Origin of the sequence: Pseudomonas sp. SMSB3 (assembly GCF_052041965.1) — a bacterium.
In the GTDB taxonomy this organism is placed as follows: Bacteria; Pseudomonadota; Gammaproteobacteria; order Pseudomonadales; family Pseudomonadaceae; genus Aquipseudomonas.
This window is the reverse complement of record NZ_JBKGGV010000008.1, coordinates 258389-272503: the sequence shown is the minus strand read 5'-3', so window position 1 is coordinate 272503 and position 14115 is coordinate 258389. Positions and strand designations below refer to the sequence as shown.

Annotated in this window: 12 protein-coding genes and 1 pseudogene; 7 read left to right on the top strand and 6 right to left on the bottom strand. The window is 62.1% G+C overall.

Annotated elements, in window-relative coordinates; all coding sequences use genetic code 11:
• Nucleotides 1–56: 56 nt before the first annotated feature.
• Nucleotides 57–1403 carry a class II 3-deoxy-7-phosphoheptulonate synthase gene (locus ACLEJW_RS15465; protein ID WP_440777847.1) on the bottom strand — a complete coding sequence of 449 codons (1347 nt, stop codon included), beginning with the start codon at nucleotides 1401–1403 and terminating at the stop codon, nucleotides 57–59.
• A 115-nt stretch (nucleotides 1404–1518) separates the two neighbouring features.
• On the opposite strand from ACLEJW_RS15465, the gene ACLEJW_RS15460 reads away from it, so the two are divergent.
• Both ACLEJW_RS15460 and ACLEJW_RS15455 read left to right on the top strand, forming a co-directional pair.
• Nucleotides 1519–2274 (top strand): spermidine synthase, encoded by a 756-nt coding sequence (locus ACLEJW_RS15460; RefSeq protein ID WP_313302773.1) that lies wholly within the window; start codon nucleotides 1519–1521, stop codon nucleotides 2272–2274.
• A gap of 314 nt (nucleotides 2275–2588) precedes the next feature.
• Nucleotides 2589–4302: pseudogene (locus tag ACLEJW_RS15455) on the top strand (DEAD/DEAH box helicase).
• An 88-nt stretch (nucleotides 4303–4390) separates the two neighbouring features.
• Here ACLEJW_RS15455 and ACLEJW_RS15450 read toward each other — a convergent pair.
• Nucleotides 4391–5143 (bottom strand): DODA-type extradiol aromatic ring-opening family dioxygenase, encoded by a 753-nt coding sequence (locus tag ACLEJW_RS15450; RefSeq protein ID WP_313458885.1) that lies wholly within the window; start codon nucleotides 5141–5143, stop codon nucleotides 4391–4393.
• Between the two features lie 101 nt (nucleotides 5144–5244).
• Between ACLEJW_RS15450 and ACLEJW_RS15445 the strand changes: the two genes are divergently transcribed.
• Nucleotides 5245–5895, top strand: coding sequence for a thiopurine S-methyltransferase (locus ACLEJW_RS15445; RefSeq protein ID WP_313302768.1), 651 nt, complete (start codon nucleotides 5245–5247; stop codon nucleotides 5893–5895).
• Between the two features lie 49 nt (nucleotides 5896–5944).
• On the opposite strand, the gene htpX is transcribed toward ACLEJW_RS15445, so the two are convergent.
• On the bottom strand, nucleotides 5945–6832 hold the full coding sequence (gene htpX, locus ACLEJW_RS15440) for a protease HtpX (RefSeq protein WP_145193049.1): 888 nt from the start codon (nucleotides 6830–6832) through the stop codon (nucleotides 5945–5947).
• 233 nt (nucleotides 6833–7065) lie between these two features.
• Nucleotides 7066–8277, bottom strand: a complete 1212-nt coding sequence (locus tag ACLEJW_RS15435) for a pyridoxal phosphate-dependent aminotransferase (RefSeq protein ID WP_313302764.1) — start codon at nucleotides 8275–8277, stop codon at nucleotides 7066–7068.
• Nucleotides 8278–8445: 168 nt separating this feature from the next.
• Here ACLEJW_RS15435 and msrB point away from each other — a divergent pair, with 168 nt between their 5' ends.
• Nucleotides 8446–8850, top strand: coding sequence for a peptide-methionine (R)-S-oxide reductase MsrB (gene msrB / locus ACLEJW_RS15430; RefSeq protein ID WP_313302761.1), 405 nt, complete (start codon nucleotides 8446–8448; stop codon nucleotides 8848–8850).
• Nucleotides 8850–9338 carry a glutathione peroxidase gene (locus ACLEJW_RS15425; protein ID WP_145193054.1) on the top strand — a complete coding sequence of 163 codons (489 nt, stop codon included), beginning with the start codon at nucleotides 8850–8852 and terminating at the stop codon, nucleotides 9336–9338. Before msrB ends, ACLEJW_RS15425 begins: the two co-directional genes overlap by 1 nt.
• On the opposite strand, the gene ACLEJW_RS15420 is transcribed toward ACLEJW_RS15425, so the two are convergent.
• A complete protein-coding gene (locus tag ACLEJW_RS15420) occupies nucleotides 9328–11682 on the bottom strand; it encodes a hybrid sensor histidine kinase/response regulator (RefSeq protein WP_313302756.1) in 2355 nt (784 codons plus the stop codon). The genes ACLEJW_RS15425 and ACLEJW_RS15420 overlap by 11 nt on opposite strands.
• Nucleotides 11683–11752: 70 nt before the next feature.
• On the opposite strand from ACLEJW_RS15420, the gene ACLEJW_RS15415 reads away from it, so the two are divergent.
• Entirely contained in the window at nucleotides 11753–12640 is an 888-nt protein-coding gene (locus tag ACLEJW_RS15415; protein WP_313458889.1) for an ATP-binding protein, read from the top strand.
• Nucleotides 12641–13123, top strand: coding sequence for a GAF domain-containing protein (locus tag ACLEJW_RS15410; RefSeq protein WP_313302750.1), 483 nt, complete (start codon nucleotides 12641–12643; stop codon nucleotides 13121–13123). It begins immediately after the preceding gene.
• Nucleotides 13124–13198: 75 nt separating this feature from the next.
• Here ACLEJW_RS15410 and ACLEJW_RS15405 read toward each other — a convergent pair whose 3' ends face one another.
• Nucleotides 13199–13966, bottom strand: coding sequence for a hypothetical protein (locus ACLEJW_RS15405; RefSeq protein ID WP_145193062.1), 768 nt, complete (start codon nucleotides 13964–13966; stop codon nucleotides 13199–13201).
• Nucleotides 13967–14115 lie beyond the last annotated feature (149 nt).

Below are 14115 nucleotides of genomic sequence, written 5' to 3'. Positions count from 1 at the left end.
CAATGGCAAAGATAGGGCTTATGAAGATTTATCCCTGTCTATTGGAAGCCAACCACTTATCGCCGAACTTGCTTCAATGTCTCGGCAATCAAAAACGCCAACTCAAGCGATTGATCGGCGTTCATCCGCGGATCGCAGTGAGTATGGTACCGGTCCGACAACCCATCTTCAGTAATCGGCCGCGCCCCGCCAATACATTCCGTCACATTCTGCCCGGTCATCTCGATATGAATCCCCCCCGCATGGCTGCCCTCAGCCTGATGCACTTGGAAGAACTGCTTCACCTCATCGAGAATCTGCGCAAAGTCCCGCGTCTTGTACCCGCTGCTCGCCTTGATCGTATTGCCGTGCATCGGATCGGAACTCCACAGCACCTTGCGCCCCTCGCGCTCGACCGTGCGGATCAACCCCGGCAGATGCGCGCCAACCTTACCCGCCCCCATCCGCACGATCAGATTCAGCCGCCCCGGATCGTTCGCTGGATTGAGCGTGTCGATCAGCCGGATCAACTCCTCCGGATTCATGCTCGGCCCCACTTTGACACCGATCGGATTGTGCACCCCGCGCAGAAACTCCACATGCGCGCCCTCGAGCTGGCGCGTGCGGTCGCCAATCCACAGCATGTGCGCTGAACAGTCGTAGTAATCGCCAGTCAGGCTGTCCTGACGCACGAACGCCTCTTCGTAATTCAGCAACAGTGCCTCATGGGCGGTGAAGAAACTGGTTTCGCGCAATTGCGGCGCACTGTCCAGGCCACAGGCGCGCATGAATGCCAGGGTTTCGTCGATGCGATTGGCCAACTGGTGGTACTTGTCGGCCAGCGCCGAGTTGGCGATGAAGTCCAGGTTCCATTTGTGCACCTGATGCAGGTCGGCGAAACCACCCTGGGCGAAGGCACGCAGCAGGTTCAGACTGGCCGTGGCCTGGTGGTAAGCCTGCAGCAGACGCTCAGGGTCCGGCACCCGGCTCTTTTCATCGAAACCGATGCCATTGACGATGTCGCCGCGGTAGGCCGGCAACGTGACATTACCCAGGGTCTCGTTACCGGATGAGCGCGGCTTGGCGAATTGCCCCGCCATGCGCCCGACCTTCACCACCGGACAGCCAGCGGCGAAGGTCATGACAATCGCCATCTGCAACAGCACCTTGAAGGTGTCGCGGATTTTCGCTGCCGAAAATTCGGCAAAGCTCTCGGCACAGTCGCCGCCCTGCAGCAGAAATGCCCGGCCCTCGGTGACCTCGGCGAACTGTCGGCGCAGCTCGCGCGCCTCGCCCGCGAACACCAGCGGCGGATAGCTCGCCAAGGTCTGCTCGACCTTGCGCAGGTGCGCAGCGTCAGGGTAGGTCGGTTGCTGCTGGATCGGCAGGGCACGCCAGCTGTCAGGGCTCCACGGTCGGTTCATCACAGGCTCGGTAATGTAGGTTTAGGCTGATGGTCATGGTATCAGCTGCCGCCGCGCTTGTTGCATCCGAGGTGTTGGCGGACAATGCGCGTTTTGCCCAAGTGGATGCAGGTCGATGACGACGCAGCGGGAAGAGAAGCTGTTGGCCCGGGTCGAGGACGCCTTTGGCGTCATCAGCGTGTATGAGGTCGAGGATTACCGCTTCCTTGAATTCGGCGATGCCATCGAGCAAAGCTGCGTGTTCACCGCCGACCCCAGTTGGCTGGAATATGACTACACCCGCGCCATGCTGGTCGGTGCCCTGTGCCATGCGCAACCAGAGAGCGCGCTGTTTCTAGGATTGGGCGCGGGCACGCTGACCCAGGCGTGCATGAAATTCCTGCCACTCGAAGACATTGAAGCCATCGAGTTGCGCGCCGATGTGCCGCGCCTGGCCATGGACTATATGGGCCTGGACGACGATCCGCGCCTGTACGTGCGCATCGGTGATGCCCTCGAGTTGCTGCCGACGGCCGAACCCGCCGACCTGCTGTTCGTCGACCTGTACACCGACCATGGTCCGGGGGTAGGGCACCTGGCGTGGAATTTCCTGCAGGGCTGCCAGCGCCAGCTCAACCCCGGTGGCTGGCTGGTGATCAACCAGTGGGCGAACGATGACGGCAAGCCGCTCGGGGCGGCGCTGTTGCGTGGGCTGTATCACCGCCATTACTGGGAGCTGCCGGTGAAGGAGGGCAATGTGATCCTGCTCGTACCTGCGGACCTCGAGCAGCAGCTCGACCTCGAGGGCCTGCGCGCGCGGGCCCAGGCGCTGGCGCCGCGTCTGGGCTATAGCCTGGAAGGGCTGATCCGCGAGATACGTCCCGCCACCTGAAAGCCTGAGCGCTGAGGGTCGCTTCATGGTGGGCAGGTAAACCGATTCAGCTACAAGCGCGAGATGGCTTGATGCTGGCCGCCTGGACAGAAAAATTTCCTCACGCCCCTGCATTAATTCGGGTATAGTACGCGCCGGTCTTTTAGCGGACCTCAAAAATCAGGTGGTGCAAATCCCCCGAGTCCAGCTTCGGCTGCACGTCCGCTAGGCGGACCTTTCCCACGTTTTCTTTTTCAATCGTTTTCGCAAATCCCCGCCGCCAAAGCTGCCTGGGTGACCGTTCCGGTCTTTCAAGGCATGTGCAGCTTTGGAGCATGGGTCTTTGCGGATGCACATAGAGGCAGACCCATGACCCAGGAAACCGGCGGCTTCGCCGCTCTCGATCTTAATCCGAACATTGTTGCTGCCGTTCTGGCGACCGGCTACGAAGAGCCGTCCGCCATTCAGCAACAATCGATCCCGATCATCCTCGCCGGTCACGACATGATCGGCCAGGCGCAGACTGGCACCGGCAAGACCGCTGCCTTCGCCCTGCCGATCCTCAACAAGATCGATGTGAGCAAGCGCGAACCGCAAGCCCTGATCCTGGCGCCAACCCGTGAGTTGGCGCTGCAAGTCGCTACCGCTTTCGAAACTTACGCCAAGCAGATGCCGGGCGTTAATGTCGTGGCCGTCTACGGTGGTGCCCCGATGGGCCCACAGCTGCGTGCCATTCGCAACGGCGCGCAAATCGTCGTCGCCACTCCTGGCCGTCTGTGCGACCACCTGCGTCGTGACGAAAAAGTCCTGTCGACCGTGCAGTACCTGGTGCTGGACGAAGCCGACGAAATGCTCAAGCTGGGCTTCATGGACGACCTCGAAGTCATCTTCGATGCCATCCCGGCCAGCCGTCAGACCGTGCTGTTCTCCGCCACCCTGCCGTCGTCGATCCGTTCGATCGCCGAGCGTCACCTGCGCGAACCCAAGCACGTCAAGATCCAGAGCAAGACCCAGACCGTCACCGCAATCGACCAGGCACACCTGATGGTCCACGCCGACCAGAAGATTCCAGCTGTGCTGCGTCTGCTGGAAGTCGAGGAATTCGACGCCCTGATCGCCTTCGTGCGCACCAAGCAAGCCACGCTGGACCTGGCCGCCGCACTGGAAGCCAAGGGCTACAAGGCGGCCGCGCTGAACGGCGACATCGCCCAGAACCAGCGTGAGCGCGTCATCGACTCGCTCAAGGACGGTCGCCTGGACATCGTCGTCGCCACCGACGTCGCTGCCCGTGGTCTGGACGTGCCGCGCATCACCCACGTGTTCAACGTCGACATGCCGTACGACCCAGAGTCCTACGTGCACCGTATCGGCCGTACTGGCCGTGCCGGCCGCGATGGCCGCGCGCTGCTGCTGGTCACTCCGCGTGAGCGTCGCATGCTGCAAGTCATCGAGCGCGTCACTGGGCAGAAGGTTGCCGAAGCCCGTCTGCCGAACGCCCAAGCGGTGCTGGATGCGCGCATCAAGAAGCTGACCAACAGCCTCGCGCCATTGGTCGCCGAAGCCGAAGCCACCCACGGTGAACTGTTCGATCGCCTGACTGCGGACTTGGGTTGCAGCGCACGCGCACTGGCCTCGGCCCTGCTGCGCAAGGCTACCAACGGCCAAGCGCTGGACCTGGCTGCGGTAGAGCGTGAGCAGCCGTTGGTGCCTAGCTTCGCCCCGCGTGGCGAGCGTACCGAGCGTGGTGAGCGCAGCGACCGTGGTGACCGTGGCGACCGCGAGCGCCGCGCGCCGCTGCCACTGGCTGAAGGCCGTGTGCGTTGCCGTACCGCCCTGGGCGCCCGTGATGGCATCGCCGCCAAGAACCTGCTGGGCGCGATCCTCAACGAAGGTGGCCTGGCCCGTGATGCCATCGGTCGCATCCAGGTGCGCGACAGCTTCAGCCTGATCGAGCTGCCTGAAGATGGCCTCGAGAAGCTGCTGTCCAAGCTCAAGGATACTCGCGTTGCCGGCAAGCAACTGAAGCTGCGCCGTTATCGCGAAGATTGATCCCTACGCGATAAAAAAGTCCCCGGCCCAGGCTGGGGATTTTTTTTGCCTGTGCTCGCGAGGGGGCGCCAAGCGCCACCGGTAATGTTCAGTCGAACCGGTAGATGTCCATCCCCAGAGCCCCGAGGGTAAAGCCCTGGTGCACAATCCCGAACCTATCCCCAGCCCCGAGGGCAAAGAACAGCGGCAGCAGATGTTCATCGCTGGGATGATTGCGCGCTGCAAACGGCGCCTGCTTGCGGTAATCCAGCAGCGCCGCCTGGTCATTTGCCTGCAACCGCTCTACCACCCAGTCCCGGAACGTCAGCGCCCAGGGCTCGATTACCTCAGGCCCGGCCTGCCAGTCCAGCTCGCCCAAGTTGTGGGTGATGCTGCCAGAACCGATCAGCAGCACGCCTTGCGCTCGCAGCGCTGCCAATGTTTGCCCGACTTGCAACTGCATGGCTGGCCCCAGACGGCTGGGTAACGAGACCTGAACGACCGGAATATCTGCGTCGGGGTACATCAACGACAAGGGCACCCAGGTACCGTGGTCGAACGGGCGTTGCGCGTTCAGGCGAGCTTGCAGCAGGTCGGCGATCCGGCTGGCCAGGGCCGGGGCGCCCGGGGCGGGGTAATTGACCGCATACAGCGCCGGTGGAAAGCCGCGGAAATCGTGCCAGGTTTGCGGTTGTGCGGCACTCGATACCTGCAGCTCATCGCTTTCCCAGTGAGCTGAAACCACCACGATTGCAGCGGGTCGCGGCAGGGTAGCGGCCAGGGTTTTCAAGGCAGGCCCGCTGGCGCCGGGTTGCAAGGCAAGCATGGGCGAGCCGTGGGAGATGAACAGACTAGGCAGCATGATCGGTTCCTGAAGGTTAAGATGCGTTCATCTTCGATCAAGCATCAATCGAAATCCAAACCAACTTTTGCCCTGAAATCATCGAATAACTGGGAGTGATCATGGAGCCAGCGTTCTGGCAGCAGCGATGGGCCAACCAGCAGATTGGTTTTCATCAAGCCGAGGTGAACCCGTACCTGAAGCGCTATTGGCCGCAGCTGCAATTGCCGGCGGCAAGCCGAGTGCTGGTGCCATTGTGTGGCAAGAGTCTCGACCTGGCCTGGTTGGCCGGGCAGGGGCATAACGTGCTCGGCGTCGAGCTGTCCCGGCAGGCAGTGGCAGATTTCTTTACCGAACACGGCCTTGAGGCTGAGGTGCGCCAGCAAGGCGCCTTCGAGATCTGGCGCACTGCCGGGCTTGAGATCTGGTGTGGTGATTTCTTCGCCCTGCAGCCACAAGACACCAGCGATTGCGTGGGTTTATACGACCGTGCCGCCCTGATAGCCCTGCCGCCGCCGATGCGCAGTGCCTACCTGCGGCAGCTCTGCGCGGTGTTGCCGGAGCAGTGCCAGGGCATCGTGGTGACGTTGGAGTACCCGCAGTCACGCCTGCCAGGGCCGCCGTTCTCGGTCAATGAGCAAGAAGTTCGCCAAGGCTTTGCCGGCTGGCAGGTGGAGGCGTTGGACGCGGTCGAGCTGATCGAGCACAGCCCCAAGTTTGTCCAGGCCGGTGTGGCGAGCTTGCTCGAGCGGGTCTATCAGATAGGCCGCTAAGCAGGCACAAAAAAGGGCGACCGCAGTCGCCCTTGCCATAGCCAGCGGATCAACCGCGACGGCGCAGCGCTTCGATACGTTCTTCCAGTGGCGGGTGGCTCATCAGCAGGCCGGCCAGGCCTTGCTTGAGGCCACCGTTGATGCCGAAGGCCTTCATGGTATCCGGCATGTGCACCGGCAGGCCTTGTTCGACACGCAGGCGTTGCAGGGCGCCGATCATGGCCTGGGTGCCGGCCAATCGCGCACCGGCTTCGTCGGCGCGATACTCGCGGCGGCGCGAGAACCACATGACGATCATGCTGGCAAGGATACCCAGGATCAGCTCGGCGACGATGGTCGCCACGTAGTAGGCGATACCTTGGCCTTCTTCGTTCTTGAAGATCACCTTGTCGACGAAATTGCCGATGATGCGGGCGAAGAACATCACGAAGGTGTTGACCACGCCCTGCACCAGCGCCAGGGTGACCATGTCGCCGTTGGCCACATGGCCGATCTCGTGGGCCAATACTGCGCGCACCTCATCGGGCGAGAAGCGCTCCAGCAGGCCCTGGGACACGGCGACCAGGGCGTCGTTACGGTTCCAGCCGGTGGCGAAGGCGTTGGCCTCGTAGGCGGGGAAGATACCCACCTCGGGCATTTTGATGCCGGCTTCGCGGGACAGCTCTTCGACCGTCTGCAGCAGCCACTGCTCGTGGCGAGTGCGCGGCTGGGTGATGATCTGGGTGCCGGTGCTCATCTTCGCCATCCACTTGGAGATGAACAGCGAAACCAGAGAACCTGCGAAGCCGAACACCGCGCAGAAGACCAGCAGGCTGCTGAGGTTAAGGTCAACCCCATTGGCGGCCATGAACCCGTTGAAGCCGAACAGGCTCAGGGTAATGCTTGCAACCAGCACCACCGCGAGGTTGGTGGCTACAAACAACAGAATGCGCATCATGGTTGTTACGTTCTCCTGACGGATAAGTCGTTGCGTACTGCGGGGTATATAAGGTGCCGGCCGCGCCGATTCAATCGGGCGACTATTTCAAACTGTGTACGGCGCATTATGGCAGAGCATTCGACGCGGGCTGTGAGGTAGAGCGTTGCAGGATGTAAGAATCATCCGGTGCGAACGCAGGGGCCATTTTACAGCCCCGGCGTGCAGGTCGACCGGCGCCAGTGCGCCGATGCTTATTGCGAATAGGTGCGCAGGAAATTCCCGATCCGCCCGATCGCCGCCTCGAGATCATCCACCCGTGGCAAGGTGACCACGCGGAAGTGGTCCGGCCACGGCCAGTTGAACGCTGTGCCCTGGACGATCAGCAGTTTCTCCGACAACAGCAAGTCGAGGGCGAATTTCTCGTCGTTGAGAATCGGGCAGACCTTTGGGTCGATCCGCGGGAAGGCGTACAAGGCGCCCATCGGCTTGACGCAGCTGACCCCTGGAATGTCGTTGAGCAATTCATAGGTGCGGTTGCGCTGTTCGAGCAGGCGCCCGGGTGGCAGCACCAGGTCATTGATGCTCTGGTAGCCGCCCAGCGCGGTCTGGATCGCGTGCTGGGCCGGCACGTTGGCGCACAGGCGCATGTTGGCCAGCATGTCTATGCCTTCGATGTAGCTCTGGGCATGGTGCTTGGGCCCGGAGATGATCAGCCAACCGGAGCGGAAACCTGCCACTCGGTAGGACTTGGACAGCCCATTGAAGGTCAGGCACAGCAGATCGGGTGCCAGCGAGGCGGTGCTGATGTGCACGGCTTCGTCATAGAGGATCTTGTCGTAGATCTCATCGGAGAACACCACCAGGTTGTGCTGACGCGCCAGCTCCAACATGCCCCGCAGCAGTTCCTTGGAATACACGGCGCCGGTAGGGTTGTTCGGATTGATGATCACCAGTGCCTTGGTATTGGGGGTGATCTTGGCCTTGATGTCGGCCAGGTCCGGGAACCAGTCGGCCTGCTCGTCGCACAGGTAATGCACCGGCTTGCCCCCGGCCAGGCTCACGGCGGCGGTCCACAGCGGGTAGTCAGGGGCTGGAATCAGCACTTCGTCGCCGTTGTTGAGCAGCGCCTGCATCGACATGACGATCAGCTCGGAAACACCATTGCCGAGGTAGATGTCCTCGATGGTGACGCCTTCGATCTCTTTTTGCTGGCAATACTGCATGACCGCCTTGCGCGCGCTGAACAAGCCCTTGGAGTCGCTGTAGCCCTGGGCGGTCGGCAAGTTGCGGATCACATCCTGGAGAATCTCGTCGGGCGCCTCGAAGCCAAACGGCGCCGGGTTGCCGATGTTCAGCTTGAGGATGCGATGGCCTTCCTCTTCCAGGCGTTTGGCGTGCTTGAGCACTGGGCCGCGAATGTCGTAGCAGACATTGGCGAGCTTGTTCGATTTGCTGAACTGCATGATGGGATCCCGATTGAGAATACGCGCCGCCCTTTGGTCGAAAGGTTTGAAAGGGCAGAAAGCGGGTGCCAGACTTGAGGCCTTGCACACCAAGCCAACTAATATACGTGCCACCCGCGCCAGGGAAAAGCCGGCGCGAGGTGAAATTCAGCCTGCCGAGGTTTACTCATGCAAAAGATCGACAAGACACTGGAACAATGGCGCGAGATGCTCGACCCCGAGCAGTACCAGGTGTGTCGGCTGAAGGGGACCGAGCGGCCCTTCAGCGGCAAGTACAACAGCGAACGGCGTGACGGCATCTATCACTGCATCTGCTGCGAACTGCCGCTGTTCGACGCCCGCACCAAATTCGACGCCGGCTGCGGCTGGCCTAGCTTCTACGCGCCGATCGAAGAGGGCGCGATGATCGAGATCCGCGACACCTCCCACGGCATGATCCGTACCGAGGTCACCTGCGCCCAGTGCGATGCGCACCTGGGCCATGTCTTTCCCGATGGCCCGCCGCCGACCGGCCTGCGCTACTGCATCAATTCGGTGTGCCTGGACTTCAAGCCCCGCGACGGAGCGCAATGATGGCTGAAACGATGCTGGACATCACCTGCATGACCCTCGGCGGCGAGCCGAAGAAACTCGGTGACTTCCCCGCCAAGGCACTGCTGGTGGTCAACACCGCCAGCCAATGCGGTTTCACACCGCAGTACAAGGGTCTGGAGCAGCTATGGCAGCACTACCGCGAACGAGGCTTGGTAGTGCTCGGCTTTCCGTGCAACCAGTTTGGCAAGCAGGAGCCGGGCGATACGCGCGAGATCGCGCAATTCTGCGAGCGTAATTTCGGCGTGAGCTTTCCGCTGTTTCGCAAGGTCGAGGTCAACGGACCCGGCGCGCATCCCTTGTTCGCCGCGCTCAAGCAGCGCGCTCCTGGCCTGTTGGGTACCCAGCGAATCAAGTGGAATTTCACCAAGTTCCTGATCGACCCTGCCAGCGGCCAGGTCACGCGTTATGCGCCAACGACCAAACCGCAGGCCTTGGAGGCCGACATCGAGCGTCTGCTCAGCCGCTGAGCGGCACCCAGTGATCGATCAGCGCCAGCAGCTCTTCGCGGCGAAAAGGCTTGGCCAGGTAGTCGCTCATACCCGCGGCGCGGCAGCGCTCGCGCTCCTCGGGCATGGCGTTGGCAGTCAGGGCGACGATGGGCAGGTCCGACCAGCGCCCGCTCTGGCGAATGCGTCGGCTGGCCTCGTAGCCGTCCATGACCGGCATGTTGCAGTCCATCAGCACCAGGTCGAAGTCCTCGCGCTCCAGCCAGTCCAGCGCCTCCAGACCCTGGGTGGCCACCTGCACCTGGCAGCCGAGCTTGGCCAGCATGCCCTTGGCGACCAATTGGTTGACCGGGTTGTCTTCGACCAGAAGGATGCGCGCGCGCCCTGCGGCGGAGCCTGGCGGAGGGGTCGCCAGTGGATGTTCCGGCGCATGGCCCTGAAGGGTGCGGCGCAGGGTTTGATAGAGCGCATTGCGTGCCAGCGGGCGGGCCAGTTGGTGCAGCGGGGCCAATTGCGCCGATTGCTCGCTGGTCAGGAAGTTGCCGTAGGCCGTCACAAGCAGGATCGGCGCCTCGAGGGCCGGGCGCAGTTGGAACAGATGCTCGAGATCGTCGGTGATCAACAAGTCGATGGCGGCAGGCAGCGCGGCGCTGCTGTCATGCCGCTGATAGTCCAGCCCCCAGGTCGGCAGCAGGGCCTGCAGCAGCTCGCTCAGGCCGCTGCCAGCGTCGCTGATGGCCACGACCTTGCCTTTGAGGGCTGGCGCTGCCAAGGCCTCGGTATGGGCAGTCAGCGGCAGCTCGGCGCTGAAGCGACTGCCAAAGCCCGTCTCGGACTCGATGTGCAGGCGTCCCTGCATGGCCTGGCACAGGTTGCGGGTGAGCGCCAGGCCCAGGCCCGTACCGCCGTATTGCCGGGAGATGCCGGCACCGGCCTGGGTGAAGGGTTGAAAGATGCGCGTCTGGGCGTCCACCGGGATACCGATGCCGGTGTCGCGCACCTCCAGGCGAACCCCGCCAACGATCTGGGTCAGGCGCACGTCAACGCGGCCGAAGCGGGTGAATTTCAGTGCGTTGGACAGCAGGTTACTGATCACCTGGCGCACCCGCATGGGGTCACCTAGCACCGAGCTTGGGAAGCCATCTGCGATCAGGCAGGTGAGCTCGACACTTTGCGCGGCGTTTTGCGAAAGCAGATTGGCGGTGTCTTCGACCATCGCGCCCAGGTCGAAGGGGATGCGCTCGAGCTCCAGCTGCCCGGCATCGAACTTGGACAGGTCGAGGATATCGTTGAGCAATTCCACCAGCACTTTGCCCGAGTCATGGGCAATCGCCAGCTGCTGGCGCTGTTCGCCGGCCATGGGGCTGTCCAGCGCCAGGGCGATCATGCCCAGCATGCCGTTGAGCGGGGTGCGGATTTCGTGGCTCATGTTGGCCAGGAACGCAGCGCGCGCCTGGGCCATGTCGAGCGCGCGTTGGCGCGCCTCTTCCAGTTCCTGGTTGGACTGGCTCAGGCGGCTGTTGCTGGCCTTGAGCTGCTCGGTGCGCGCCGAGACGATGTCTTCGAGTTCGTTGAGGTATTGCGTCAGACGGTTCTCGGCATTACGCCGCTGCTGGATTTCGGTCGCCATGCTGACGAATTGCTGGTTGGCCACCTTGACCAGTACGCCGATCTCGTCCAGTTCGTGGCCTGGGGGGCAGTCGACACGGGTTTGCCCGGGCTGGCGCGGGTCGCGTCCGGTCAGGGCGCCGATCACCGTCACCAGCGGCTTGGTCAGCATCATGTAGAACAGCGCGAGCAGTATGCCGGTCAGCACCAGGCTGCGGGCGAAACCATTGAGCAGGGTGACGCCGGCACGGTTGAGAAAACGCCCGCCAAATGCGTAGGTGTCGACATCCAGGTACAAGGTGCCGAGGTATTCCTCGGGCATGTGGGTCAGGTACAGGCGTTCCTTGAACTGGCGCTCCTGGCCGAACAGAAAGTCGCTCAAGGGACGCAGGCGGTCCTGCAGGCGCGGACGCTCGACATCGGCGAGCACCGTGTCGTTGTTGTCGATCAGGCGCGCGTGGATGATCGCCGGCGATTCGAGCAAGCCTCGGGTCAGCTCCAGCGCCAGTTCCGAGTCGATGTTGTAGGCGATCCGCGATGCCGGGTTGTGGCTGATTTGCAGCAGTGCCTGCACTTCGCGGTTGATGGATGCGTCTTCACTGGCATAATCGATGCCGATCTGGATGAGACTGAGCAATGTTCCCAGGATGAAGCCTACCAGGACTGTCAACCGGGCTTGCTTGTAGGACAGGCGATTGGTGAACTTGATATCCATGAGTCCCGAGCCGGTTTCACATTCCTTGCGCTGCGCAAGCATAGCCGATCCACCCCGGCTACTGGTGGCCTTGTCACACATTCAGCCTATACCTGAATCCGTAGGAGTCGTCATGGACGCCCGTTTGAACACTTTCCTCGACCGCGCCGAATCGGTTTTGGCGCGCTTGGAGCCTCTGCTGCCTGCCGCACGCCCGGCAATCGACTGGGATACCAGCCTGGCTGCCCGCTGGCAGCGTGATGGCCGCAGTGGCTACCTGATGCCGCTGCAGGTGAGCCTGGATATCCGTTTGAGCGACCTGATCGGCGTCGATCAGCAGCGCGAGCAACTGGGCCGCAATACACACCAGTTCATCAACGGCATGCCGGCCAACCATGCGTTGCTCTGGGGCTCGCGTGGCACCGGCAAGTCTTCGCTGGTGCGTGCCCTGCTGGCCGAGCACGCCAGCACCGGGTTGCGCCTGATCGAAATCGAGCGCGACCACCTGGCCGATCTACCGCGCGTGGTCGAGCAGCTGCAAAAATTGCCGCAACGCTTCATCTTGTTCTGCGATGACCTTTCATTCGAAGCCGGGGAGGGCGACTACCGGGTGCTCAAGAGCGTGCTCGATGGCTCGCTGGAGCAGGCCCCGGACAACGTGCTGCTGTACGCCACGTCCAACCGTCGTCACCTGGTGCCGGAAAAGCAGAGCGACAACGAAAACTGGAAGATGGTCGACGGCGAACTGCACCCGAATGAGGCGGTGGAGGACAAGATCGCGTTATCTGACCGATTTGGCTTGTGGCTGTCGTTCTATCCGTTTAGCCAGGAACACTTCCTCGACGTGGTCGAACACTGGATCGGTCAACTGGCGAGCGCCGCCGGTCTGTGCTGGCAGCGTGACGAAGCGTTGGACATTCTCGCCGTGCGCTGGGCAACTGGGCGCGGCAACCGTAATGGCCGTTGTGCCTATCAGTTCGCCCGCTATTGGGTCGGGCTGCAATTGCTGGAGCAAAAGTAAATGATCGACCTCAATGCCAGTGGCACTGGCCTCGACGGCTACGACCTGCTGGCGGCGCAAGTGCAGGCGCTGTTCAGCGACGAGCGCGATTTCATCGCCAATGCCGCGCAGTTTTCGGCGTTTCTCTACCACCAGGTCGAAGACCTCAACTGGGCGGGGTTCTACCTCAATCGCGATGAACAGCTGGTGCTCGGCCCGTTTCAAGGCCAGGTTGCCTGTGTACGGATCGCCTTCAGCAAAGGCGTGTGCGGGGCAGCTGCAGCGACCCGGCAAACCCAGCGGGTCGAGGATGTACATGCGTTTCCCGGGCATATTGCCTGCGACAGTGCGTCGAACAGCGAGCTGGTGATCCCGTTGGTGAAGGAGGGGCGCCTGATTGGCGTGCTGGACCTCGACAGCCCGAAGCTTGCGCGCTTCAGCGAGGCCGATCAAGCCGGGCTGGAGCGTCTGGCGGCGATTTTCCTTGAGCTGAGCGACTGCTGATCACTGTCGTCTTCATTGGCGCCTGTGCAAGCACTCGGCAAGACCGCTTTGCACAGGGCCAGAACCGGCCTGGTATCAATCGTAGATAACGCGCTTTTTCCAGGTTTCGTCTTCGTCGGTCTTGAGCCCCTCGGTCAATTCGTTCTGTTCGTCCTGCGCCGGCTCCATTCGATCCATCACCTGGGCATTGGCCCGGTTCAGCAGTTTTTCCAGGTAGGTCAGCTGCTCTTCATAAAGCTTCGGCTCCGGCTGCTTGCGCAGGTATTGCACGCCGCGCTCGAAGGCCAGACGCGCCTGCCCCGGCTGCTCTTGCTGCAGGGCCTGCTGGCCCAGATTGTTGAAGAACTCGATGTGCAAGAGCACCAGGATGTGGCGGATCTCCTTGACCCATTGCTTGCCCTCGGCAGTCGGTATGACGTTTTCCTGAGTCGCCTTGACCACCAGGGTATGCAGCGCCTCGAGCAGAAAACGCACATCCTTGGCCTTGGCTTCGGTCTGGATCGGGCAGGGCGGATTGTTCAGCGCGATACCAGAGCCCTGGGCGACCAGTTCCACCAGTTCGGCGATACGGCCCTTGAGCTCGGCATTGTGCTTATCCAGTGCCAGGCGCCGCTGCTCGAGGTTGAGTTCCAGTCGTGCCAGCAGCAGTTTCAAGGCCGGGGTCATGAACTGGCCGGGGAAGGATTCGCTGATCTCCCCACACCGCCGCACCCGTTCGGCCAGCTCGATTTTCAAGCGCGCGCGTTCGAGCTTGCCGTTCTCGACCACGTTATTGAGGTAGCCGATCACGATCAGCAATGCGATCCCGGCCACGATGAGCAATGTGATCAGAAGTGGGGTCACCGTTAACGCCTCATGAAAGGGTGTACTTATTGAGTGTAGGAGCCAGCTTGCCAACATGAGGCCCGGTTGGGTGCATCTGTTTTGCTATCGGCAATCCGCATCGAGACATGATGCTGGCATATTGATAGTGAGCTTGCCCGAGGTGGCGC

What these genes read in the sequence shown, in the direction of transcription:
- ACLEJW_RS15465 (WP_440777847.1), bottom strand. Translation starts at nt 1,403, where the DNA reads ATGAACCGACCGTGGAGCCCTGACAGCTGGCGTGCCCTGCCGATCCAG.
- ACLEJW_RS15460 (WP_313302773.1), top strand. Translation starts at nt 1,519, where the DNA reads ATGACGACGCAGCGGGAAGAGAAGCTGTTGGCCCGGGTCGAGGACGCC.
- ACLEJW_RS15450 (WP_313458885.1), bottom strand. Translation starts at nt 5,143, where the DNA reads ATGCTGCCTAGTCTGTTCATCTCCCACGGCTCGCCCATGCTTGCCTTG.
- ACLEJW_RS15445 (WP_313302768.1), top strand. Translation starts at nt 5,245, where the DNA reads ATGGAGCCAGCGTTCTGGCAGCAGCGATGGGCCAACCAGCAGATTGGT.
- htpX (WP_145193049.1), bottom strand. Translation starts at nt 6,832, where the DNA reads ATGATGCGCATTCTGTTGTTTGTAGCCACCAACCTCGCGGTGGTGCTG.
- ACLEJW_RS15435 (WP_313302764.1), bottom strand. Translation starts at nt 8,277, where the DNA reads ATGCAGTTCAGCAAATCGAACAAGCTCGCCAATGTCTGCTACGACATT.
- msrB (WP_313302761.1), top strand. Translation starts at nt 8,446, where the DNA reads ATGCAAAAGATCGACAAGACACTGGAACAATGGCGCGAGATGCTCGAC.
- ACLEJW_RS15425 (WP_145193054.1), top strand. Translation starts at nt 8,850, where the DNA reads ATGGCTGAAACGATGCTGGACATCACCTGCATGACCCTCGGCGGCGAG.
- ACLEJW_RS15420 (WP_313302756.1), bottom strand. Translation starts at nt 11,682, where the DNA reads ATGCTTGCGCAGCGCAAGGAATGTGAAACCGGCTCGGGACTCATGGAT.
- ACLEJW_RS15415 (WP_313458889.1), top strand. Translation starts at nt 11,753, where the DNA reads ATGGACGCCCGTTTGAACACTTTCCTCGACCGCGCCGAATCGGTTTTG.
- ACLEJW_RS15410 (WP_313302750.1), top strand. Translation starts at nt 12,641, where the DNA reads ATGATCGACCTCAATGCCAGTGGCACTGGCCTCGACGGCTACGACCTG.